This window comes from Streptomyces sp. NPDC102279 (assembly GCF_044766365.1).
In the GTDB taxonomy this organism is placed as follows: Bacteria; Actinomycetota; Actinomycetes; order Streptomycetales; family Streptomycetaceae; genus Streptomyces.
The window spans coordinates 62,875-82,749 of the sequence record NZ_JBIWLU010000014.1 but is presented as its reverse complement, the minus strand read 5'-3'; the positions used below and the strand labels follow the sequence as shown (position 1 = coordinate 82,749).

The 19,875-nt window shown below is 71.5% G+C and carries 21 protein-coding genes; 16 read left to right on the top strand and 5 right to left on the bottom strand.

Annotated features, from left to right (window positions below; all coding sequences use genetic code 11):
• Positions 1–40: 40 nt before the first annotated feature.
• Positions 41–874 (top strand): NAD(P)H-binding protein, encoded by an 834-nt coding sequence (locus ACIRQH_RS32295; RefSeq protein ID WP_388871511.1) that lies wholly within the window; start codon positions 41–43, stop codon positions 872–874.
• A 12-nt stretch (positions 875–886) separates the two neighbouring features.
• On the opposite strand, the gene ACIRQH_RS32290 is transcribed toward ACIRQH_RS32295, so the two are convergent.
• Positions 887–2,062, bottom strand: a complete 1,176-nt coding sequence (locus ACIRQH_RS32290; RefSeq protein WP_358818239.1) for a YihY/virulence factor BrkB family protein — start codon at positions 2,060–2,062, stop codon at positions 887–889.
• A 17-nt stretch (positions 2,063–2,079) separates the two neighbouring features.
• Between ACIRQH_RS32290 and ACIRQH_RS32285 the strand changes: the two genes are divergently transcribed.
• The 15 genes from ACIRQH_RS32285 to ACIRQH_RS32215 all read left to right on the top strand — a co-directional run bounded on the left by ACIRQH_RS32285 (position 2,080) and on the right by ACIRQH_RS32215 (position 17,131).
• Positions 2,080–3,714 (top strand): acyl-CoA dehydrogenase family protein, encoded by a 1,635-nt coding sequence (locus tag ACIRQH_RS32285; RefSeq protein ID WP_388871514.1) that lies wholly within the window; start codon positions 2,080–2,082, stop codon positions 3,712–3,714.
• A gap of 256 nt (positions 3,715–3,970) precedes the next feature.
• Positions 3,971–5,272 carry a GAF domain-containing protein gene (locus tag ACIRQH_RS32280; RefSeq protein WP_388871517.1) on the top strand — a complete coding sequence of 434 codons (1,302 nt, stop codon included), beginning with the start codon at positions 3,971–3,973 and terminating at the stop codon, positions 5,270–5,272.
• A 219-nt stretch (positions 5,273–5,491) separates the two neighbouring features.
• Positions 5,492–6,841, top strand: coding sequence for a hypothetical protein (locus ACIRQH_RS32275; RefSeq protein WP_388871520.1), 1,350 nt, complete (start codon positions 5,492–5,494; stop codon positions 6,839–6,841).
• 66 nt (positions 6,842–6,907) lie between these two features.
• On the top strand, positions 6,908–7,480 hold the full coding sequence (locus ACIRQH_RS32270; RefSeq protein ID WP_388871522.1) for a GNAT family N-acetyltransferase: 573 nt from the start codon (positions 6,908–6,910) through the stop codon (positions 7,478–7,480).
• A gap of 145 nt (positions 7,481–7,625) precedes the next feature.
• The gene (locus tag ACIRQH_RS32265) at positions 7,626–7,709 is read left to right on the top strand and encodes a putative leader peptide (RefSeq protein WP_309486338.1); all 84 of its coding nucleotides are present in this window, start codon (positions 7,626–7,628) and stop codon (positions 7,707–7,709) included.
• 136 nt (positions 7,710–7,845) lie between these two features.
• Positions 7,846–9,540 carry a nitrite/sulfite reductase gene (locus ACIRQH_RS32260; protein ID WP_358818243.1) on the top strand — a complete coding sequence of 565 codons (1,695 nt, stop codon included), beginning with the start codon at positions 7,846–7,848 and terminating at the stop codon, positions 9,538–9,540.
• Positions 9,537–9,716 (top strand): hypothetical protein, encoded by a 180-nt coding sequence (locus ACIRQH_RS32255; protein WP_388871525.1) that lies wholly within the window; start codon positions 9,537–9,539, stop codon positions 9,714–9,716. Before ACIRQH_RS32260 ends, ACIRQH_RS32255 begins: the two co-directional genes overlap by 4 nt.
• Positions 9,713–10,432: a phosphoadenylyl-sulfate reductase gene (locus ACIRQH_RS32250; RefSeq protein WP_358818244.1), complete on the top strand. Its 720-nt coding sequence runs from the start codon at positions 9,713–9,715 to the stop codon at positions 10,430–10,432. The genes ACIRQH_RS32255 and ACIRQH_RS32250 overlap by 4 nt, the downstream gene beginning before the upstream one ends.
• Positions 10,433–10,488: 56 nt before the next feature.
• Positions 10,489–11,025, top strand: coding sequence for an adenylyl-sulfate kinase (cysC, locus tag ACIRQH_RS32245; protein WP_358818245.1), 537 nt, complete (start codon positions 10,489–10,491; stop codon positions 11,023–11,025).
• Complete coding sequence (gene cysD / locus ACIRQH_RS32240) at positions 11,022–11,960, top strand: sulfate adenylyltransferase subunit CysD (protein ID WP_388871528.1); 939 nt, start codon at positions 11,022–11,024, stop codon at positions 11,958–11,960. Before cysC ends, cysD begins: the two co-directional genes overlap by 4 nt.
• A 2-nt stretch (positions 11,961–11,962) precedes the next feature.
• A complete protein-coding gene (locus tag ACIRQH_RS32235; RefSeq protein ID WP_404228214.1) occupies positions 11,963–13,318 on the top strand; it encodes a sulfate adenylyltransferase subunit 1 in 1,356 nt (451 codons plus the stop codon).
• 235 nt (positions 13,319–13,553) lie between these two features.
• Entirely contained in the window at positions 13,554–14,663 is a 1,110-nt protein-coding gene (locus ACIRQH_RS32230; protein ID WP_388871668.1) for an aliphatic sulfonate ABC transporter substrate-binding protein, read from the top strand.
• A gap of 36 nt (positions 14,664–14,699) precedes the next feature.
• A complete protein-coding gene (locus ACIRQH_RS32225; RefSeq protein WP_355869190.1) occupies positions 14,700–15,488 on the top strand; it encodes an ABC transporter ATP-binding protein in 789 nt (262 codons plus the stop codon).
• Complete coding sequence (locus ACIRQH_RS32220) at positions 15,475–16,377, top strand: ABC transporter permease (RefSeq protein WP_358818248.1); 903 nt, start codon at positions 15,475–15,477, stop codon at positions 16,375–16,377. Before ACIRQH_RS32225 ends, ACIRQH_RS32220 begins: the two co-directional genes overlap by 14 nt.
• 7 nt (positions 16,378–16,384) lie before the next feature.
• Positions 16,385–17,131, top strand: coding sequence for a sirohydrochlorin chelatase (locus ACIRQH_RS32215; RefSeq protein WP_358818249.1), 747 nt, complete (start codon positions 16,385–16,387; stop codon positions 17,129–17,131).
• A gap of 91 nt (positions 17,132–17,222) precedes the next feature.
• Here ACIRQH_RS32215 and ACIRQH_RS32210 read toward each other — a convergent pair whose 3' ends face one another.
• Genes ACIRQH_RS32210 through ACIRQH_RS32195 form a run of 4 tightly spaced genes read right to left on the bottom strand, consistent with a single transcriptional unit; the run spans position 17,223 to position 19,845 of the window.
• A complete protein-coding gene (locus ACIRQH_RS32210; protein ID WP_388871539.1) occupies positions 17,223–17,831 on the bottom strand; it encodes a TIGR03086 family metal-binding protein in 609 nt (202 codons plus the stop codon).
• 10 nt (positions 17,832–17,841) lie between these two features.
• A complete protein-coding gene (locus ACIRQH_RS32205) occupies positions 17,842–18,879 on the bottom strand; it encodes a ketopantoate reductase family protein (RefSeq protein ID WP_404228210.1) in 1,038 nt (345 codons plus the stop codon).
• Positions 18,880–18,932: 53 nt separating this feature from the next.
• A complete protein-coding gene (locus tag ACIRQH_RS32200; RefSeq protein WP_358818252.1) occupies positions 18,933–19,304 on the bottom strand; it encodes a nuclear transport factor 2 family protein in 372 nt (123 codons plus the stop codon).
• Positions 19,297–19,845 carry a DUF1697 domain-containing protein gene (locus ACIRQH_RS32195; protein WP_388871544.1) on the bottom strand — a complete coding sequence of 183 codons (549 nt, stop codon included), beginning with the start codon at positions 19,843–19,845 and terminating at the stop codon, positions 19,297–19,299. The genes ACIRQH_RS32200 and ACIRQH_RS32195 overlap by 8 nt, the downstream gene beginning before the upstream one ends.
• Positions 19,846–19,875: the final 30 nt, after the last annotated feature.

The window sequence follows — 19,875 nt, the reverse complement described above, 5'->3', positions numbered from 1 at the left end:
GCGATGGTTCCGTGCCCGGCGCGGCAGTTGACTCGGAGGCATGACGGAGAACACGCGGAACATGACGGTGTTGGTGACGGGGGCGACGGGGCGGACCGGGAGCCGGGTCGCGGCGTCCGCGCGGGCGGCCGGACTGACGGTGCGGCCCGGGTCGCGCGCGACGGGCTTCGACTGGGACGAGCCCTCGACGTGGGCCGGGGCGCTCGCGGGCGCCGACGCGGCGTACCTGGCGCATCCCACGGACGTGGGCTCGCCGGCCGCCACGGAGGCGGTCGGCGCCCTGGCCCGGGAGGCGGTGGGGCTCGGTGTGCGGCGCCTCGTGCTGCTGTCGTCGCGGGGCGAGGAACAGGCCGTGCCGACGGAGGAGGCGCTCAGGTCGTCCGGCGCGGACTGGACGGTCGTACGGGCGTCGTGGTTCGCGCAGAACTTCAGCGAGGGCCCGCTGGTGGAGGGGCTGCGCCACGGGGAGCTGGTCTTCCCGGCCGGTGAGGTGCGGGAGCCGTTCGTGGACGTCCGGGACATCGCGGACGTCGTGGTGGCCGTGCTGACCGGGGGCGAGCGGTTCGCCGGCCGGGAGGTGGAGGTGTCGGGGCCCCGGCTGCTGACGTTCCGGGAGGCGGTGGCGGAGATCTCCGCGGCCACGGGCGGGGCGATGACGTACACCCCGGTGTCGGCACGGGAGTACGGCGCGGTCCTCGCGGGGTTCGGGGTGCCCGCCGAGGAGGTCGCGTTCCTCGTCGACCTGTTCGGGAGCCTGCTCGACGGCCGGAACTCCCACCTGTCGGACGGTGTCGGGGAGATCCTCGGGCGGGCGCCGCGGGACTTCACGGAGTTCGCACGGGAGGCCGCCGCGGACGGGGCGTGGAAGGCCTGACGGACGCGAGGGTCAGGGGGTGTCGTGCGGGGGGCGCTCCTCGCCGTCCTTCTCGGCGCGGTGGCCGTGGTGGGTGTTCTTGACGTGGGTGCGCAGGCGGGAGGTCACGTCCTCCGGGGGCAGGAAGCGCGACCAGCGTTCCGGGAACTCGGAGGGCATGTCGGGGTCGTCCGGATCGGAGTCGTACGAGCGGGTCGCGGCGACGCGCGCCACGTACTGGGCGGCCTGGGCCTCGCGCATCCGCTCGTTGGCGGCGCGGGCGGCGGCGGTGGCGGCGGCCGGCCAGACACGGTCGATCGCGGCGTTCACGGCCGCGCCGACGAGGACGGCGAACGCGGACACGCCGATCCACAGCAGGACGGCGACCGGCGCGGCGAGCGAGCCGTAGATGGTGGGGCCCTCGACGGTGTTCGTGAGGTAGATGCGGAGCAGGAAACTGCCGAGCACCCACATGGCGAGGGCGACCAGGGCGCCCGGCACGTCCTCCACCCACGGTGAACGGACGGGCACGGACACGTGGTAGAGCGTGGTCAGGAAGACGACCGACAGCACGATGACGACGGGCCAGTAGAGGACCTGCACGACGGTCGTCGACCACGGCACGAAGTTCACCACGGCGTCCGGTCCCGCCACCATCAGCGGCAGCGCGACCGAACCGATCAGCAGCGCCACGATGAACAGCAGGAACGACATGACCCGGGTCTTCACGATCCCGCGGGTGCCGTCGAGGCCGTACATCACGGTGATCGTGTCGATGAAGACGTTCACCGCGCGCGAGCCCGACCACAGGGCGAACAGGAAGCCGAGCGAGATGATGTCGGGCCGGCCGCCCTTCATCACGTCGTGCAGGATCGGCTCGGCGATCTGGTGCACGCCCTTCTCGGTGAGGACCGTGCGGGACGCCTCCAGCAGGTTGGACTCCAGACTGGCGATGGTGTCGGCGCCCGTCCAGTCGTCCACGTAGCCGAGCAGCCCGATCATGCTGAGCAGCAGCGGCGGCACGGACAGGAGCGTGAAGAAGGCGGCCTCGGCCGCCAGTCCCAGGATCCGGTACTCCATGCACGAGTTGACGGTGTCCTTGAGCAGCAGCCAGGCGGTCCTGCGCTTCGAAACGTTCCGGTACAGCGCGCGTGCGCGGTGGAAGCGGCCCGGGCGGGGCCGTTCAGGTGTTTCTTTTGCCTGGTGCACGTCCTTACCGTATCCGTATGGCAGCCAGCACCCACACCGTGACCAACCAGGCTCCGCCCCTGGTCGGATATGACGTATTCGCCGCCGACCGGGCCCTCACCGAGGCGGTCGACCGGCATCTCGATCCAGGGCTTCTCGACGAGGCCCGCGACGAACTGTCCGCCCTCGGCCGGTCCTCCGGTTCCGCCCAGGTGCAGGAGTGGGGTGCGCTGGCCAACGAGAATCCGCCCAAGCTGCGCACCCACGACCGCTACGGCAACCGGATCGACCAGGTCGACTTCCACCCGGCCTGGCACCGGCTCCTCGGCAAGGGCGTGTCGGCGGGGCTCACCTCCGCCTGGAACCGGCCCGGGGGGCACCTGCGCCGGGCGGCGGGCTTCGTCGTCTGGGCGCAGGCCGAGGCGGGCAACGGCTGTCCGCTGTCGATGACCCACGCGGCCGTTCCCGCGCTGCGCACCGACCCGGCGCTAGCCGCCGAGTGGGAGCCGCGGCTGACGTCCACGATCTACGACCAGGAGTTGCGGCCGGCCTCCCGGAAGTCCGGCGTGATCTTCGGCATGGGCATGACCGAGAAGCAGGGCGGCAGCGACGTACGGGCCAACACGACCGAGGCACGGCCGCTCGCCGAGGAGGGGACGTACGGGCTGACCGGGCACAAGTGGTTCTGTTCGGCACCGATGTCGGACGGCTTCCTCGTACTGGCGCAGGCACCGGGCGGCCTGACGTGCTTCCTGGTCCCGCGCGTGCTGGAGGACGACACCCGCAACGTCTTCCGTATCCAGCGTCTCAAGGACAAGCTCGGCAACCGTTCCAACGCGTCGAGCGAGGTCGAGTTCGACGGGACCTGGGCCCGGCGGGTGGGCGACGAGGGCCGCGGGGTGCGGACCATCATCGAGATGGTCGCGGCGACCCGGCTGGACTGTGTGCTCGGTTCGGCCGCGCTGATGCGGCAGGCCGTCGCGCAGGCGGTCCACCACTGCACGTACCGCGAGGCGTTCGGCGGCCGGCTCGTCGACAAGCCGCTGATGCGCAACGTCCTCGCGGACCTGGCGCTGGAGTCGGAGGCCGCCACCACGCTGGCGATGCGGCTGGCCGCGGCGTACGACGACGACAGTGAGCAGGAGCGGGCCTTCCTGCGGCTCGCGGTGCCGGCCGCCAAGTACTGGGTGACCAAGCGGTGTACGCCGGTCGCGGCGGAGGCGCTGGAGTGTCTGGGCGGCAACGGCTACGTCGAGGAGTCGGGCATGCCGAGGCTGTTGCGCGAGTCGCCCCTCAACTCCGTCTGGGAGGGCGCGGGCAATGTGCAGGCGCTGGACGTGCTGCGCGCGCTGCAGCGCGAGCCGGGGGCGCTGGACGCCTATCTGCGGGAGGTGGGGCAGGCGCGCGGGGCGGACCACCGGCTGGACGGCGCCATCAAGAACCTGCTGGCCGAACTCGCGGACCTGGACGGCATCGAGGGCCGGGCCCGTCGGCTGGTCGAGCGGATCGCGACGGTGCTGCAGGGTTCACTGCTCGTCCGGTACGCGCCGCCGGAGGTCGCGGACGCGTTCTGCGCGTCACGGCTGGGCGGGGACTGGGGTTCCGCGTTCGGCACGCTGCCGCACAGTCTGGATCTGGCCACGGTGGTGGAGCGGGCCCGGCCGGGGGTCTGACGGGCTCCGGCGCGGGGGTGGTGCTGCGCCGACACGGCACCACCCCCGCCTTGGCCCCGTTCAGGAGCTCGGACGCCGCTCAGGCGGCGTCGCTGTCAGTTTCAGGGAACCTTGTGACCGTTGGCGAGAGTTGCAGACCGTTGCATTCCTTTGTGCACCTTGTGCGAAGTCCACGCGGGCCGGGCCGAGAGCAGGCACGATGTGGGAGGACGGCGGCGTCGTGGCTCGTCCGCGGTCCTCGTTCCGGGAGTGCCCTGTGAAGACCACATCGATCCGTCCCACCCCGTTCGCACCGCTCGACGCGTCCGAAACGTCCGCCCCCCTCCGCGCGGGCTGGGCGGCGCCGGTCAAGGGCGGACGCGCGCTGATCGCTCCACGGCCGGTGATCGGCCAGTCGTGGCTGCGGATGAGACGTCTGGGCATCGATCCCGAACAGGGAACGGACAGCGTGCGGTTGCAGTCGGACGAACTCGAACACCGGCGGACGTCCACCGTCCTCGCCGATGTGCTGCCGACGCTCAGCGCCGGGCTCGGAGCGGTCGCCGACGCCTCGCTGCAGATCATGGTGGTCGCCGATCCGGAGGGCCGGGTGCTGTGGCGGGAGGGCAACGCGGGCGTACTGCGCCGCGCCGACGCCGTCTGCCTGGCCGAGGGAGCCGACTGGAGCGAGGACACCACCGGCACCAACGCCATCGGCACGGCCCTGTCGGTGGACGCCCCGGTGCAGGTGCACGCGGCCGAGCACTTCGTCCGCGCCCTGCACGAGTGGACGTGCGCGGCGGCTCCCGTCCACGACCCGCGCGACGGGCGGCTGCTCGGAATCGTCGACGTGAGCGGCCCGGACACCACCTTCCACCCGGCCACGCTCGCTCTGGTCGACACGGTGTCGCGGCTGGCCGAAAGTGAACTGCGCACCCGGCATCTGACCGCCATCGAACGGTTGCGCGCGGTCGCCGCCCCCCTGCTGTCGCGGCTGTCCGGCCGGGCGATGGTGGTGGACACCCACGGCTGGCTCGCCGCCGTCACCGGGATGCCACCCGTCGGCCGGGTCCCGCTGCCGGACGACTTCGGCGCGGGCCGGACCTGGCTGCCCACGCTCGGGACGTGCGTCGCCGAGCCGATGCCGGGCGGCTGGCTGCTGCGGGTCACCGGGGACGAGGACGAGGCAGGCGCCGGCGCCGCCCGGATCCTCCTCGACCTCACCGACCCGCGGCGGCCCCGCGTCACCGTCTCGGGCACGGCGGGCAGTTGGGCCCAGGACCTGAGCCCGCGCCACGCGGAGCTGCTGTACGTCCTCGCCGTGCACCGGCAGGGACGCAGCGCGGCGCAGCTCGCGGTCGACCTGTTCGGCGACCCGACCCGCACGGTCACCGTCCGCGCCGAGCTGTCCCGCGTACGGCGGCGGCTCACGGGACTCCTCGACCACCGGCCCTACCGCTTCCGCGAGGAGGTGGAGGTGGCGGTCCAGCTGCCCGAGGACCCGCTTGACCTGCTGCCCCACTCGACGGCGCCGGCGGTGCTCGGAGCCCGGTCGGCGGCCGGACCGGGACGGTCCTGAGAGCGGGGCGGCGGCGGACGGATGGCGGGGGCCGGCAGGCCTTCCGTCTCCCCGCGGTAGGGACGAAGGGTATGACGCGAGCGTATTTAGTGAGCGTCTTCCGTGGACTTTGTCCTGGCCCGGGGGTCTCTGTCGTAGCATCCCCTTCACAGGCCACCCCACCCGTCTCTCCGTCAACGCCCTCGGCGGGGGAGGCAGTTGGCCTAGTCGGGAGGACGCATGAAGCAGCGCGGCAGGCACCGTCGTCGCAGAAGGGGTCAGGCGCTGCGCGCCACCCTTGCCGGAACCGCGCTCGCGCTCACCGCGGCCGCCACCCTGATCAGCACCTCGCAGGCCACCGGCGGCAACAGCCCGGGCGGCCTCACCGCACTCCGAACCGGCTCGGCCTCCCAGCAGCTGCGCCTGCACGAGAACCTCACCTCCCGGGAGTCGCTCGACACGCTCAGCGGGAACATGGGCGGCAACGTCGGCGTGGAGGGCGTCCTGGACGACACCGACCACGCCCTGCGCAACACCGCCGACTGCTCCGCGCGTGAACGGTCCGCGCTGCCCGTCGAACCGACGGCCACGCGCGCGTACTGCTGGGAGCGCGCGGACGCGCGGACCGCGCAGTGGCGGCCGCGCTCCGTGACCACCTCCGGGGACGCCGACGTCACCGGACAGTGGGGCACCCGCCGGGTGATCCTGGCGGGCTGGACCCACCGCGGCGGGGCAACGGCCCCGACGGCGCGGGGCGACGCCTTCGCCAAGGTCGCCTTCGTCGACGCCACCGACCCGGAGGCGCTCCGGTACCGCTGGGTCCTGCTGGTCGCCCCCCGCTCCGGCGGCAAGGACTTCACCGCGGTCCGCTCGGGTCTCGGCGGCATGGTCTGGTACCAGGACAAGCTGATCGTCACCGCGGCGCACGGCGCGGGGCTCCTCGTCTTCGACCTCCACCGCGTGCTGCGCACCGGTGTGGACGGCACCGCCGTGGGCCGGACCGGCGCCGGCTACTCGGCCGCCGGCTACCGCTACGTGATGCCCGCCATCGGCTCGTACGACCCGGAGGGCGGCTCCTGTACGCGCGGCCGTGACCGGACGGTCCCCTGTTTCGGCTCGCTCTCCCTGGACCGTACGACCGCACCGGCCAGCCTGGTGGCCACGGAGGCCGCCGCCGGCCGTGCGGAGCGGACACGCGTCTGGCGTTATCCGTTCAGCACCGCCGCGTACCGAACGGGGCTGCTCGCCGACGCCCAAGGACACGTGGACGCGGTCGAGGCCTACTCGACCAAGGGCACCGGCGTGTCCGGCGTCCTCTCGCACCGGTCCGCCGGCGCGCGCGAGGCCCGGTGGTACGTGGGCCGGCCGTCCGGGAGCGGCAGCCTGCGCGGTTCGCTGTGGCGGCAGAACGGCGACGGGGCCCAGGCCGCCACCTGCACCGCGGACCAGTCGCACGCCTGCTGGGGTCTCGGCCCCGGGGCCTTCTCCTACTGGCCGCAGACCGGCGAACTGTGGACCCTCACGGACACGGCGGCGCAGCGGGTGCTGTACGCGGTGCCGCTGTCGTCGGTCGACAAGTCGGTGGAGTAGCGGCGACCCCCGGCCGCCCGGGGCGGCTTTTGGAGGGGCGCCCGCGCTCGTGGTTCCCTGACCGGCATGAGCAACGTCAGCGTGACCACCTGGTCCCTGGAGCAGACGGCACCCACCGACCTGCTCCCCGCGATCGCCCCCGACGGCGACGTCCGCATCGTCCGCGCCGAGGTCCCCTCCCCCGAGTTCAGCCGCTTCCTGTACGCCTCCGTCGGCGGCGACATCCGCTGGACCGACCGGCTCTCCTGGACGTACGCGCAGTGGCAGGAGGTCCTGGACAAGCCGGGCGCGGAGACCTGGGTCGCCTACGACCGGGGAACCCCGGCGGGCTACGTCGAGTTGGGCACGCAGGACGACGGGGTCGTCGAGATCGTCTACTTCGGGCTCATCCCCGCGTTCCGTGGCCGCCGCATCGGCGGCCACCTGCTGTCCTACGGGACCGCGCGCGCCTGGGACCTGGCCGAGCGCCGGCCCGGAGCGGCCGAGACCAAGCGCGTCTGGCTGCACACCTGCAGCAAGGACGGCGAGCACGCGATGGACAACTACCTGCGCCGCGGCTTCAAGCTCTTCGACACCAAGGTCGAGGAGGAGCGCGAGGTGGCCACCCCGGGCCCGTGGCCCGGAGCCCACAGCGCCTGACCCGCGCGCTTCCCTCTCCTCCCCGCGCACGCGCGCGAACCCGGTTCTGTGACCGGGGACACCCTTGTCTCGTCATGCGGGACAAGGGTGTCCACATCTTGGACGATGGTGGACTGGTCCGAGATCCGCGTGACACGCTTCCGTCATGTCTGGAACTGGGATTGCCTTGGTGAGTCGGCGGCACGTCGACCTCGGCCGCATGTCCAGCGCCATCTGTCCGGCGAGCTGATCAGCACAGCAGCGCCGACTTCCCTCCCTTTCTGCACTCCCCGCGCAGGCACGCGCCCATACCTCCGTATGCGCCCGTGCGCGCAGGTCAGAGCCGCAGTCAGACCTGTCCCGCAGTCTCGAAGGACGTAACAGCCATGGCCGCCACCCCGCAGAATCCCGACGCCGCGCCCCGCCGCAAGGTGAGCCGTCACCGTGGCGAGGGTCAGTGGGCCGTGGGTCACTTCACCCCCCTCAACGGCAACGAGCAGTTCAAGAAGGACGACGACGGTCTCAATGTGCGGACACGCATTGAGACGATCTACTCCAAGCGGGGCTTCGACTCGATCGACCCCAACGACCTGCGCGGCCGGATGCGCTGGTGGGGGCTCTACACGCAGCGCAAGCCCGGGATCGACGGCGGCAAGACCGCGATCCTGGAGCCGGAGGAGCTGGACGACAAGTACTTCATGCTGCGCGTCCGTATCGACGGCGGCCGGCTGACCACCGAGCAGCTGCGCGTCATCGGCGAGATCTCGCAGGAGTTCGCGCGCGGCACCGCCGACCTCACCGACCGGCAGAACGTGCAGTACCACTGGATCCGCATCGAGGACGTCCCGGAGATCTGGGACCGCCTGGAGGCCGTGGGCCTGTCCACGACCGAGGCCTGCGGTGACACGCCCCGCGTCATCCTCGGTTCTCCCGTCGCCGGCATCGCCGAGGACGAGATCATCGACGGCACTCCGGCGATCGAGGAGATCCACCGCCGGGTCATCGGCAACAAGGACTTCTCGAACCTGCCCCGCAAGTTCAAGACGGCGATCTCGGGCTCGCCGCTGCTCGACGTGGCACACGAGATCAACGACGTCGCCTTCGTCGGCGTGAACCACCCGGAGCACGGCCCCGGTTTCGACCTCTGGGTCGGCGGCGGGCTCTCCACCAACCCGAAGATCGGCCAGCGTCTCGGCGCGTGGGTCCCGCTCGACGAGGTCGCGGACGTCCACATCGGCGTCCTGTCGATCTTCCGCGACTACGGCTACCGGCGGCTGCGCACCCGCGCCCGCCTGAAGTTCCTGGTCGCCGACTGGGGTGTGGAGAAGTTCCGCCAGATCCTGGAGGACGACTACCTGGAGCGGAAGCTGGTCGACGGGCCCGCCCCAGCCCAGCCCGTCGCCCGCTGGCGCGACCACGTCGGCGTGCACCGCCAGAAGGACGGCCTGTACTACGTCGGCTTCGCGCCGCGCGTCGGCCGCGTGGACGGCGCGACCCTGACGAAGATCGCCGAACTGGCCGAGGCACACGGCTCGGGCCGGCTGCGCACGACCGTCGAGCAGAAAATGATCGTGCTCGACGTGGACGAGACGCGGATCGACTCGCTCGTCGAGGGCCTGGAAGCGCTCGACCTGACGGCCCGTCCCTCCACTTTCCGGCGCGGCACGATGGCCTGCACCGGCATCGAGTACTGCAAGCTCGCGATCGTCGAGACGAAGGCGCGCGGAGCTTCCCTGATCGACGAACTCGAGCGCCGCATCCCCGAGTTCGAAGAGCCCATCACCATCAACATCAACGGCTGCCCGAACGCCTGCGCCCGCATCCAGGTCGCGGACATCGGTCTCAAGGGCCAGCTGGTCCTCAACGAGCAGGGCGATCAGGTCGAGGGCTTCCAGGTGCACCTGGGCGGCGCGCTCGGCCTGGAGGCCGGGTTCGGCCGCAAGGTCCGCGGCCTGAAGGTCACCTCGGACGAACTGCCCGACTACATCGAGCGGGTCCTCAAGCGCTTCCAGGCGGAGCGCGAGGGCGGCGAGCGCTTCGCCGTCTGGGCCTCGCGCGCCTCCGAGGAGGCGCTGTCATGAGCGAGCGAGCAGCGCCGTTCTACTGCCCCTACTGCGGGGACGAGGACCTGCGACCCAGCGAAGAAGGCCACGGCGCGTGGGAATGCGCGGCGTGCAACCGGGCCTTCCATCTGAAGTTCCTCGGGCTGCTGTCCCGGGGTCTTCGGCAGGACGACCGTGGAGGGGCGGAGATATGACGGCACTTCAGGAAGAGCGTACGGACGAGGACTTGAAGAACCTCGCCGAGCAGGCCGGGCGTGATCTGGAGGACGCCTCGGCCCTGGAGATCCTCCGCTGGGCCGCGGAGACCTTCGGCGGGAAGTTCTGCGTCACCTCCTCGATGGAGGACGCGGTCGTCGCCCATCTGGCCTCCCGCGCGTTCCCCGGCGACCGCCGCGTCGACGTGGTGTTCCTCGACACCGGCTACCACTTCCCCGAGACCATCGGCACCCGCGACGCCGTCGAGGCCGTGATGGACGTCAACGTCATCACGCTCACCCCGCGCCGCACGGTCGCCGAGCAGGACGCCGAGTTCGGGCCGAAGCTGCACGACCGCGACCCCGACCTGTGCTGCGCGATGCGCAAGGTCCAGCCGCTCGAAGAGGGCCTGACCGCCTACGACGCCTGGGCGACCGGCCTGCGCCGCGACGAGTCCCCGACCCGGGCGAACACCCCGGTCGTCGGCTGGGACGAGAAGCGCCGCAAGGTCAAGATCTCGCCCATCGCCCGCTGGACGCAGGACGACGTCGACGCGTACGTCGCCGAACACGGCGTCCTCACCAACCCCCTGCTGACGGACGGTTACGCCTCCGTCGGCTGCGCGCCCTGCACCCGCCGGGTGCTGGCGGGCGAGGACGCGCGCGCCGGCCGCTGGGCCGGCCGCTCGAAGACCGAGTGCGGGCTGCACGGATGACGCCGACGACGGCAGCCGCGACGGCCCCGGACCCCACGATCTCCCAGGAGCAGCAAGTGACGACCGGAGCCACCGTCTGGCTCACGGGTCTGCCGAGTGCCGGCAAGACCACCATCGCGTACGAGCTGGCCGGCCGGCTGCGCGAGGAGGGCCACCGTGTCGAGGTGCTCGACGGCGACGAGGTCCGCGAGTTCCTCTCCGCCGGCCTCGGCTTCTCCCGCGCGGACCGCGACACGAACGTACGGCGGATCGGCTACCTCGCCGAACTGCTGGCACGCAACGGTGTCAAGGCGCTCGTGCCCGTGATCGCGCCGTACGCGGACAGCCGTGAGGCGGTCCGGGGCCGCCACCAGGCAGGGGGCACCGCCTACGTGGAGGTGCACGTGGCGACGCCGGTCGAGGTCTGCTCGGTGCGTGACGTGAAGGGGCTGTACGCCAAGCAGGCCGCGGGCGAGATCTCTGGCCTGACCGGCGTCGACGATCCCTACGAGGAGCCCGAGTCGCCCGATCTGCGCATCGCGTCGCACACCCAGACCGTGCAGGAGTCCGCGGCCGCGCTGCACGCGCTGCTCACCGAGAGGGGTCTCGCATGACGACCGTCGCCAGTGTCACCGGGGACACGGACAGCAGCCCGTACGCGCTGTCGCACCTGGACGCCCTGGAGTCCGAGGCCGTGCACATCTTCCGCGAGGTCGCGGGCGAGTTCGAGCGGCCGGTGATCCTCTTCTCCGGCGGCAAGGACTCCATCGTCATGCTGCACCTCGCGCTGAAGGCGTTCGCGCCCGCCACGATCCCCTTCACGCTGCTGCACGTGGACACCGGGCACAACTTCCCCGAGGTCCTCGCCTACCGCGACCGCGCGGTGGAGGAGCACGGGCTGCGGCTCCATGTGGCCTCCGTGCAGGACTACATCGACCGCGGTGTACTGCGCGAGCGTCCCGACGGCATCCGCAACCCGCTGCAGACCCTCCCCCTCACCGAGAGGATCCAGGCGGAGCGCTTCGACGCCGTCTTCGGCGGCGGACGCCGCGACGAGGAGAAGGCCCGGGCCAAGGAGCGGGTGTTCTCGCTGCGCGACGAGTTCTCCCAGTGGGACCCCCGCCGCCAGCGTCCCGAGCTGTGGCAGCTGTACAACGGCCGTCACGCGCCCGGCGAGCACGTCCGTGTCTTCCCGCTGTCCAACTGGACGGAGCTGGACGTCTGGCAGTACATCGCCCGCGAGGGCATCGAGCTGCCCGAGATCTACTTCGCGCACGAGCGCGACGTCTTCCAGCGGGCCAACATGTGGCTGACCGCCGGTGAGTGGGGCGGTGCGAAGGACGGCGAGACGGTCGAGAGGCGGCTCGTCCGCTACCGCACCGTCGGCGACATGTCCTGCACCGGCGCCGTCGACTCCGAGGCGACCACTCTGGACGCCGTCATCGCCGAGATCGCCGCCTCCCGCCTCACCGAGCGCGGCGCCACCCGCGCCGACGACAAGGTGTCCGAGGCCGCGATGGAAGACCGCAAGCGCGAGGGGTACTTCTAGACATGACCAGCACCACCGAACCCACCGAGCCGCTGTCGGTCGAGCAGTTGTCGGCCACCACGCTGCTGCGCTTCGCGACCGCCGGTTCCGTCGACGACGGCAAGTCCACCCTGGTCGGGCGGCTGCTGCACGACTCCAAGTCGATCCTCACGGACCAGTTGGAGGCCGTGAAGCGCGTCTCGGCCGGCCGCGGCCAGGACACCCCGGACCTCGCCCTGCTCACCGACGGTCTGCGCGCCGAGCGGGAGCAAGGCATCACGATCGACGTCGCGTACCGCTACTTCGCGACCGCGCGGCGCCGGTTCATCCTCGCCGACACCCCCGGGCACGTGCAGTACACCCGGAACATGGTCACCGGCGCCTCCACCGCGGACCTGGCCGTCGTCCTCGTCGACGCCCGCAACGGCGTCATCGAGCAGACCCGCCGGCACGCCGCCGTCGCCGCCCTGCTCCGCGTCCCGCACGTGGTCCTCGCGGTGAACAAGATGGACCTCGTCGCGTACGAGGAGACCGTCTTCGCGGCGATCGCCGAGGAGTTCACGGCGTACGCCTCCGAGCTGGGCGTCCCCGAGATCACCGCGATCCCCATCTCGGCGCTGGCCGGCGACAACGTCGTTGAACCCTCCGCGAACATGGACTGGTACGGCGGCCCGACGGTGCTCGAACACCTGGAGACCGTGCCCGTCAGCCACGACCTGGCGCACTGCCACGCTCGGCTGCCCGTGCAGTACGTGATCCGCCCGCAGACCGCCGAACACCCCGACTACCGGGGGTACGCGGGCCAGATCGCCGCCGGTACGTTCCGCGTCGGCGAGAGCGTCACCGTGCTGCCGTCCGGACGCACCTCGAAGGTGGCCGGCATCGACCTGCTGGGCACCCCGGTCGACGTCGCCTGGACCCCGCAGTCGGTGACCCTCCTGCTGGAGGATGACATCGACATCTCCCGCGGTGACCTGCTCGTGCCGAGCAAGGACGCGCCGCCGACCACGCAGGACGTCGAGGCGACGGTCTGCCACGTGGCGGACGAGCCGCTCACCGTCGGCCACCGGGTCCTGCTCAAGCACGGCACCCGCACGGTCAAGGCGATCGTCAAGGACATCCCGTCCCGGCTGACCCTGGACGACCTGTCGCTGCACCCGCACCCGGGCCGGCTGGTCGCCAACGACATCGGCCGCGTCAAGATCCGCACCGCCGAGCCGCTCCCGCTCGACGCGTACGCGGACTCCCGGCGCACCGGCGCGTTCATCCTGATCGACCCGGCCGACGGCACGACCCTGACCGCGGGCATGGTCGGCGAGTCGTTCGCCGCGCCGCAGCCGGTCGAGGACGACGCCGACGACGACGGGTGGGACTTCTGACATGACCCCTATCGACTACTGGTCCACGTTCGCGAAGGAGGGCGGCCGCGTCGGCAGCGGCGCCCTCGGCAGCGGGCAGGGCGGAGTCGCGCGATGTGCGCGATGACGTACGCGCACTGCCTGCGCGCCCCGTCCCCCCACAGCCTGCGAAGACGAAGACCTGCCGACCTCCCGGCCACGACCTGAGAAAGGCGTGACCGCCGGGCCAACGAGAGGAACACCTCCCGTGCCTGCCATCCGCTCCCACCGCTCCGCCCTGGTGCGCCGCGGCCTCGCCGTCGCCACCGCGCTCCCCCTGCTCGCCCTCGCGGCGTGCAGCTACGGCTCCGACGCCAAGGACGACACCAAGGCGAAGGTCGCCGCCGGATCGAAGAAGATCGACGGACTCGACTCCGTGAAGATCGGCTACTTCGGCAACCTGACGCACGCCACCGCGCTGGTGGGCAACCAGAAGGGCTTCCTCCAGAAGGAGCTCGGCGCCACCTCGGCGAAGTACCAGATCTTCAACGCCGGACCCTCCGAGATCGAGGCCCTCAACTCGGGGTCCATCGACATCGGCTGGATCGGCCCCTCTCCGTCGATCAACGGCTTCACGAAGTCCCAGGGCAAGAGCCTGCGCATCATCGGCGGTTCGGCTTCGGGCGGCGTCAAGCTCGTGGTCAACCCCAAGAAGATCACGTCCCTGAAGGACGTCAAGGGCAAGAAGATCGCGACACCGCAGCTCGGCAACACCCAAGATGTCGCGTTCCTCAACTGGGCGGCGGAGCAGGGCTGGAAGGTCGACGCGCAGAGCGGCAAGGGCGACGTCTCGGTCGTCCGCACCGACAACAAGATCACCCCGGACGCCTACAAGTCCGGCTCCATCGACGGCGCCTGGGTGCCGGAGCCGACCGCGTCCAAGCTGGTCGCCGAGGGCGGCAAGGTACTGCTCGACGAGTCGGACCTGTGGCCCGACAAGAAGTTCGTGATCACGAACATCATCGTGTCGCAGAAGTTCCTCAAGGAGCACCCGAAGGTCGTCGAGGCGGTCCTGAAGGGCTCCGTCGAGACCAACAAGTGGATCAACGCCAACCCGGACGAGGCGAAGGCCTCGGCGAACAAGCAGTTGGAGGCGGACTCGGGCAAGGCCCTGCCGGCCGACGTCCTCGACCCGGCCTGGAAGTCCATCCAGATCACCAACGACCCGCTGGCCTCCACCCTGACCAGCGAGGCGGACCACGCGGTGAAGGCCGGTCTCCTGGAGAAGCCCGACCTGAAGGGCATCTACGACCTCACGCTCCTGAACAAGGTCCTCAAGGACGCGGGCGAGAGCCCGGTCGAAGACGCCGGTCTCGGCGTCAAGTAAGCCCGGATCCCGAAGAGTTCCCAGGAGGTGACGACCATGGCCACGACCCTCGCCAAGGCCGCGGACGGCGTCGGTACGACGGAGTACGCCGCCCGCATCGAGCACGTCTCGAAGTCCTTCGCCGGACCTGCGGGGCCCCAGCTCGTCCTGGACGACATCACCCTCGATGTCGCGCCGGGCGAGTTCGTCACCCTCCTGGGGGCCTCGGGGTGCGGCAAGTCCACCCTGCTGAACCTGGTGGCGGGGCTCGACAAGCCCTCCGCCGGTGACATCACGACCCATGGGCGCCCCGCCCTGATGTTCCAGGAGCACGCCCTGTTCCCGTGGCTCACCGCGGGCAAGAACATCGAACTCGCCCTGCGTCTGCGCGGAGTTCCGAAGGCGGAGCGGCGCGACAGGGCCGAGGAACTGCTCGGACTCGTCCGGCTGCAGGGCGCGTACGGCAAGCGGGTGCACGAGCTGTCCGGCGGTATGCGCCAGCGTGTGGCGCTGGCGCGGGCGCTCGCGCAGGACAGCCAGATCCTGCTGATGGACGAGCCGTTCGCGGCGCTGGACGCCATCACGCGGGACGTGCTGCACGACGAACTGACCCGGATCTGGCGCGAGACGGGCGTGTCCGTCCTGTTCGTCACGCACAACGTGCGCGAGGCGGTGCGGCTCGCGCAGCGCGTGGTCCTGCTGTCCTCCCGCCCCGGGCGCGTGGCCCGCGAGTGGACGGTCGACATCCCGCAGCCGCGCCGCATCGAGGACGCCCCCGTGGCGGAACTGTCCATCGAGATCACCGAAGAACTGCGTGGGGAGATCCGCCGCCATGGCCAGCACTGAGACCAAGGCCGACGCCGCCGTCAAGGAGACCGACGGCCTGGGCGGTCTGGAGGCGGGACTCGACGCGCTGGAGTCCTCCGTCACCCGCCGCAGGTCCTTCGGGACGACGTTCCGGCAGAAGGTGCTGCCGCCGCTCGTCGCCGCCGCGGTGGTGCTGGTGGCCTGGCAGGCCCTGATCACCTTCAAGATCGTCGACGACCCGACCAAGCTGCCCTCGCCGTCGGACGTGTGGAGCGAGGTCGAGAACGCCTGGCTCCAGGGCACGCTGCTCGACTACATCTGGACCAGCGTCTCGCGCGGTCTGCTCGGCTTCCTGTTCGCCCTGGTGATCGGGACCCCGCTGGGTCTGGTGGTGGCCCGGGTGAAGTTCGTGCGCGCCGCGATCGGCCCGATCCTGTCCGGCCTCCAGTCGCTCCCGTCGGTGGCCTGGGTGCCGCCGGCCGTGATCTGGCTGGGTCTGAACAACTCGATGATGTACGCGGTGATCCTGCTGGGCGCGGTCCCGTCGATCGCCAACGGCCTGGTGTCGGGAGTGGACCAGGTGCCACCGCTGTTCCTGCGGGCGGGCCGCACGATGGGCGCGACCGGCCTGCGCGGCACCTGGCACATCGTGATGCCGGCCGCGCTGCCCGGCTATCTCGCCGGTCTGAAGCAGGGCTGGGCGTTCTCCTGGCGGTCGCTGATGGCCGCGGAGATCATCGCCTCCTCCCCCGATCTCGGCGTGGGCCTCGGCCAGTTGCTGGAGAACGGCCGCAACGCCAGCTCCATGTCGATGGTCTTCCTCGCCATCTTCCTCATCCTGTTCGTCGGCATCGCCATCGACCTGCTGATCTTCAGTCCGGTGGAGCGGTATGTACTGCGCAGCCGTGGACTCCTGGTGAAGGGCTGACACCGTCATGAGCAGGCCCGAGCGTCCCGTCCTCGTCGTCATCGCCCACGGCAGCCGCGATCCGCGGCATGCCGCGACGGTGCACGCCCTGGTACGGCGGGTGCGTGCCGCGCGCCCGGGCCTGCGCGTCGAGACAGGTTTCCTCGACTTCAACATCCCGTCCGTCCAGGGCGTGTTGGCGTCACTGGATGCGGAGGGTGTGCGGGACGTGGTGGCGCTGCCGCTGCTGCTGACGCGCGCCTTCCACGCCAAGTCGGACATCCCCGCGGTGCTGCGGGAGGCACCGTCCAGGATGCGGGTGCGCCAGGCGGAGGTGCTCGGCCCGTCGCCGCTGCTGACGGCGGCGCTCGAACGCCGGCTGTACGAGGCCGGGCTGACGCCCGCCGACAAGTCCTCGACCGGGGTCGTGCTGGCCTCGGCGGGGTCCACCGACCCGGAGGCGATCGCGGTGATCGCAGCAATCGCGCGGGAGTGGCGGCACACCGGTTGGTGCGCCGTGCGGCCCGCGTTCGCCTCCGCGTCCCTGCCGCGCACCGAGGACGCGGTGCGCGAACTGCGGGCGCTGGGCTGCGAGCGCGTGGCCGTCGCCCCGTACGTACTGGCCCCCGGTTTCCTCCCGGACCGTATCGCGCGGGGCGCGGAACGGGCGGACGTCCTCGCCGACGTCCTCGGTCCCGCGCCGGAGGTGGCCCGGGTCCTGCTGGACCGCTACGACGAGGCCCGGATGCCGGCCCTGGCGGCGCTCGGCGCCTGATCCGGCGTCCCGTCGCTGCGTCGGCGCTTCGTCGGCGGCGCCCCGAGGAACCGGGCGGGCGATCCTGACGCCCGCGGCGACGGGTTCCGCTTCACACCGCCGAGAGACGGGGGTCGCGGCCGCTGTGGGCGAGGGCCCGGTCGAAGACGGGCGCGTCGTCGGGCACGTCCACGGGGTCGGCGAAGCCGTCGTAGCGGCGGTAGATCTCGGCGTGGGTGTCGACCACGTCGAGGACGAAGCGGGCCGCGTCGTCCGAGATGCGGAACGGCTGTCCGGTGGCGGCGGCCACGTCCCAGCCGTGCACGGCCATCTCCTTGACGATCATCGAGGCGATGTCCACGGCCGGCAGGCTCGCCGTTCCGAGGTCGACCTCGCCCTCCCACACGACGGGATCGTTCCAGGCGGCGACCGCGCGGTCGAGCTGCTCGGCGTAGGCCTCGGCCCAGCCGGGGTCGGCGGTGAAGTCGCACGCGGTCAGTTCGTCGGGAAGCGGTGTGCGCAGGGCCCGGTGTTCCAGGCCGTGCGCCGTGTAGAGGACCCAGTGGTCGACCAGGGTGCGCACGTCCCAGTCCGCACAGTGCGAGGGCTCCGCCAGCTGTGCCGCGGTGACGCCGCGGGCCACGCGGGCGGCCTCGGCGGCGCACTCGACCATGTGCGGGTGCACGTTCCTGTACGCGTCGTTCCTCTTCGTGTCGTTCATGGCCACCACGCTAGGGACGCGGCGGCGGCTCCTCTTGAACAAACGCGACAGCCTCGTCGGCGAGGCGGACCAGTTCCGTCACCGGCATCGACCCCGCGGGGCGGCGTTCGCGGGCGAAGGTGTTCGCCAGCCTCTGGAGGAGGTCGTTGAGCGGGGTCGGTACGCCGTGCAGCCGGCCCAGCAGGGCGATCTCGCCGTTGAGGTAGTCGGCCTCGATCGTGCCGGTGCCGCGGTCGAGGGACTGCCAGGAGGAACCTCCGCGGCGCGGGGCGCCGTCGAAGGGTTTGAAGGTGATCTTGTCGGCGCGGGCCCGGCGCTGCTCCTCCTCGCCGGCGTACGCGATCTTGGCGGCGTCCAGGACCGCGGTGCCCTCCGCCCGTACCCGGGTGAACAGCTCCAACCCCTCCTCGCTGGTGAGTACGCCGCTGACCGCCTCGATCGCGTTGGCGAGGTTGCCGAGGAGCTTGGCGTACTGCCAGCGCGCCACGTCGGGCACGACCGGCGCCTCGAAGTGCGCCGTCTCCAGGTCGGCGGCGATCCGGCGCAGCGTCTCGTCGGTGCCGTCCGGACAGCGGCCGAGGTGCAGGATGCCGGTGAGCGGGGCGCCGGCCGCCGCGACGGTGCCGGGTTCGACGAAGGTGGCGGGCAGCCAGACGCAGACGCCGTACACCCGGTGGAAGCGGCGCAGCGCGAGACGCCCGCTCTCCACGCCGTTCTGCGCGCACACGACCGGGAGCCGTTCCGCGGCCGAGCCGCCGCCCGCCACGGGGGCGGGCCCCCAGTCCCTGAGCACGGCCTCGCCGTCCTGGGTCTTGACGGTGAGCACGAGCACGTCGTCGGGGCGCAGTTCGCCGAGTTCGGCCGGCTTCTCCACGGCGGGGAGCCGGTGGACACGCGGGCCCTCGGGTGTCACGAGCCGCAGGCCGTCGGCGCGCAACGCCCTGAGATGGGCTCCCCGTGCGACGAGGACCACCTCGTGCCCGGCCTCGGCCAGCCGCCCGCCGATGGCCCCGCCGACCGCTCCCGCCCCGATGATGATGTAGCGCATACGACGAGCCTCGCACAGAAGGGTGTAGCGGCCACCCGGAATGCCGCAGCCCGTCAGGCCTCGGTGGCGCCGAAGGGGGTGCCCTGGTGGAAGTAGAGCAGCCAGGCGTCGCCGGAGCGACGCCACAGCGAACTGCGGTGCGCGCGGCGGCCGTTGTCGTCGGTGTCGAACGTCAGGTGCACGAGGTCCGGGGCGAGCTGGACGCCCTTCATGCGCGAGGTGGTGCTGTGGCCGCCGGTCTCCGTCTCGGCGGCCAGCGTCGCGATGATCGAGGCGCGGTCCCAGATGTGGCCGGACGAGCCGAACTCGTAGAAGTCGGGATGCAGCAGCGCGTCGACGACGTCGGCGGAGCGGCGGACCTCGGGGTCGAGCAGGCGCAGTTCGCCCTCGACGGCGGCCTCGACGGCAGGGGTGCGCTCAGACACCGGTCAGCTCCTCCAGTTTGACGACGGTGTTCCAGTTCCGCGTGGTGGCGAGGACACCCTTGAGCATCCGGGGTCTGGCCAGCACCTCGCCGAGCTTGGAACGGCCGAGGCCGTCGGGCGCGTACAGGTACAGGGCGCGGTCCCCGAGGCGGAACTCCTCGGGGAGGAAGGCGGCGGGCTCGACGGAGGCGAAGCGTTCGGCGTCGACGGGGTCCGAGAAGTAGGTGACGTGCAGCTGCTTGGCCTCCAGCTCGGCGGCGGGGAAGGGGCACGCCTCCCGTACGGCCTTCAGATAGCGGTGGTCGCGGACGAGGACGCCGACGTCGAACCCGAACCGCTGCTCGATGGCCGTGGACAGCTCGGCGGCGAGGCTCTCCTCGTCGCCGTGCGCGCTGCTGAACGCGGCGTTCCCGCTCTGCAGATACGTACGGACGTCGCCGTGGCCGAGTCCTTCCATCAGGGTGCGCAGCTCGGCCATCGGCACCTTCTTCGCGCCACCCACGTTGATGCCGCGCAACAGCGCCGCGTACTTCGTCGTCATCCGCACACCATAAAGCGGCCGTCGTGCCCC

Excerpts from the sequence above, each read along its gene's own strand:
- ACIRQH_RS32265 (WP_309486338.1), top strand. The coding sequence starts at position 7,626 with ATGTCTGGAACTGGGATTGCCTTGGTGAGTCGGCGGCACGTCGACCTC.
- ACIRQH_RS32225 (WP_355869190.1), top strand. The coding sequence starts at position 14,700 with ATGGCCACGACCCTCGCCAAGGCCGCGGACGGCGTCGGTACGACGGAG.
- ACIRQH_RS32195 (WP_388871544.1), bottom strand. The coding sequence starts at position 19,845 with ATGACGACGAAGTACGCGGCGCTGTTGCGCGGCATCAACGTGGGTGGC.
- ACIRQH_RS32250 (WP_358818244.1), top strand. The coding sequence starts at position 9,713 with ATGACGGCACTTCAGGAAGAGCGTACGGACGAGGACTTGAAGAACCTC.
- ACIRQH_RS32260 (WP_358818243.1), top strand. The coding sequence starts at position 7,846 with ATGGCCGCCACCCCGCAGAATCCCGACGCCGCGCCCCGCCGCAAGGTG.
- ACIRQH_RS32275 (WP_388871520.1), top strand. The coding sequence starts at position 5,492 with ATGAAGCAGCGCGGCAGGCACCGTCGTCGCAGAAGGGGTCAGGCGCTG.
- ACIRQH_RS32255 (WP_388871525.1), top strand. The coding sequence starts at position 9,537 with ATGAGCGAGCGAGCAGCGCCGTTCTACTGCCCCTACTGCGGGGACGAG.
- ACIRQH_RS32220 (WP_358818248.1), top strand. The coding sequence starts at position 15,475 with ATGGCCAGCACTGAGACCAAGGCCGACGCCGCCGTCAAGGAGACCGAC.
- cysD (WP_388871528.1), top strand. The coding sequence starts at position 11,022 with ATGACGACCGTCGCCAGTGTCACCGGGGACACGGACAGCAGCCCGTAC.
- ACIRQH_RS32205 (WP_404228210.1), bottom strand. The coding sequence starts at position 18,879 with ATGCGCTACATCATCATCGGGGCGGGAGCGGTCGGCGGGGCCATCGGC.
- ACIRQH_RS32285 (WP_388871514.1), top strand. The coding sequence starts at position 2,080 with ATGGCAGCCAGCACCCACACCGTGACCAACCAGGCTCCGCCCCTGGTC.
- ACIRQH_RS32235 (WP_404228214.1), top strand. The coding sequence starts at position 11,963 with ATGACCAGCACCACCGAACCCACCGAGCCGCTGTCGGTCGAGCAGTTG.
- ACIRQH_RS32215 (WP_358818249.1), top strand. The coding sequence starts at position 16,385 with ATGAGCAGGCCCGAGCGTCCCGTCCTCGTCGTCATCGCCCACGGCAGC.
- ACIRQH_RS32270 (WP_388871522.1), top strand. The coding sequence starts at position 6,908 with ATGAGCAACGTCAGCGTGACCACCTGGTCCCTGGAGCAGACGGCACCC.
- ACIRQH_RS32210 (WP_388871539.1), bottom strand. The coding sequence starts at position 17,831 with ATGAACGACACGAAGAGGAACGACGCGTACAGGAACGTGCACCCGCAC.
- ACIRQH_RS32295 (WP_388871511.1), top strand. The coding sequence starts at position 41 with ATGACGGAGAACACGCGGAACATGACGGTGTTGGTGACGGGGGCGACG.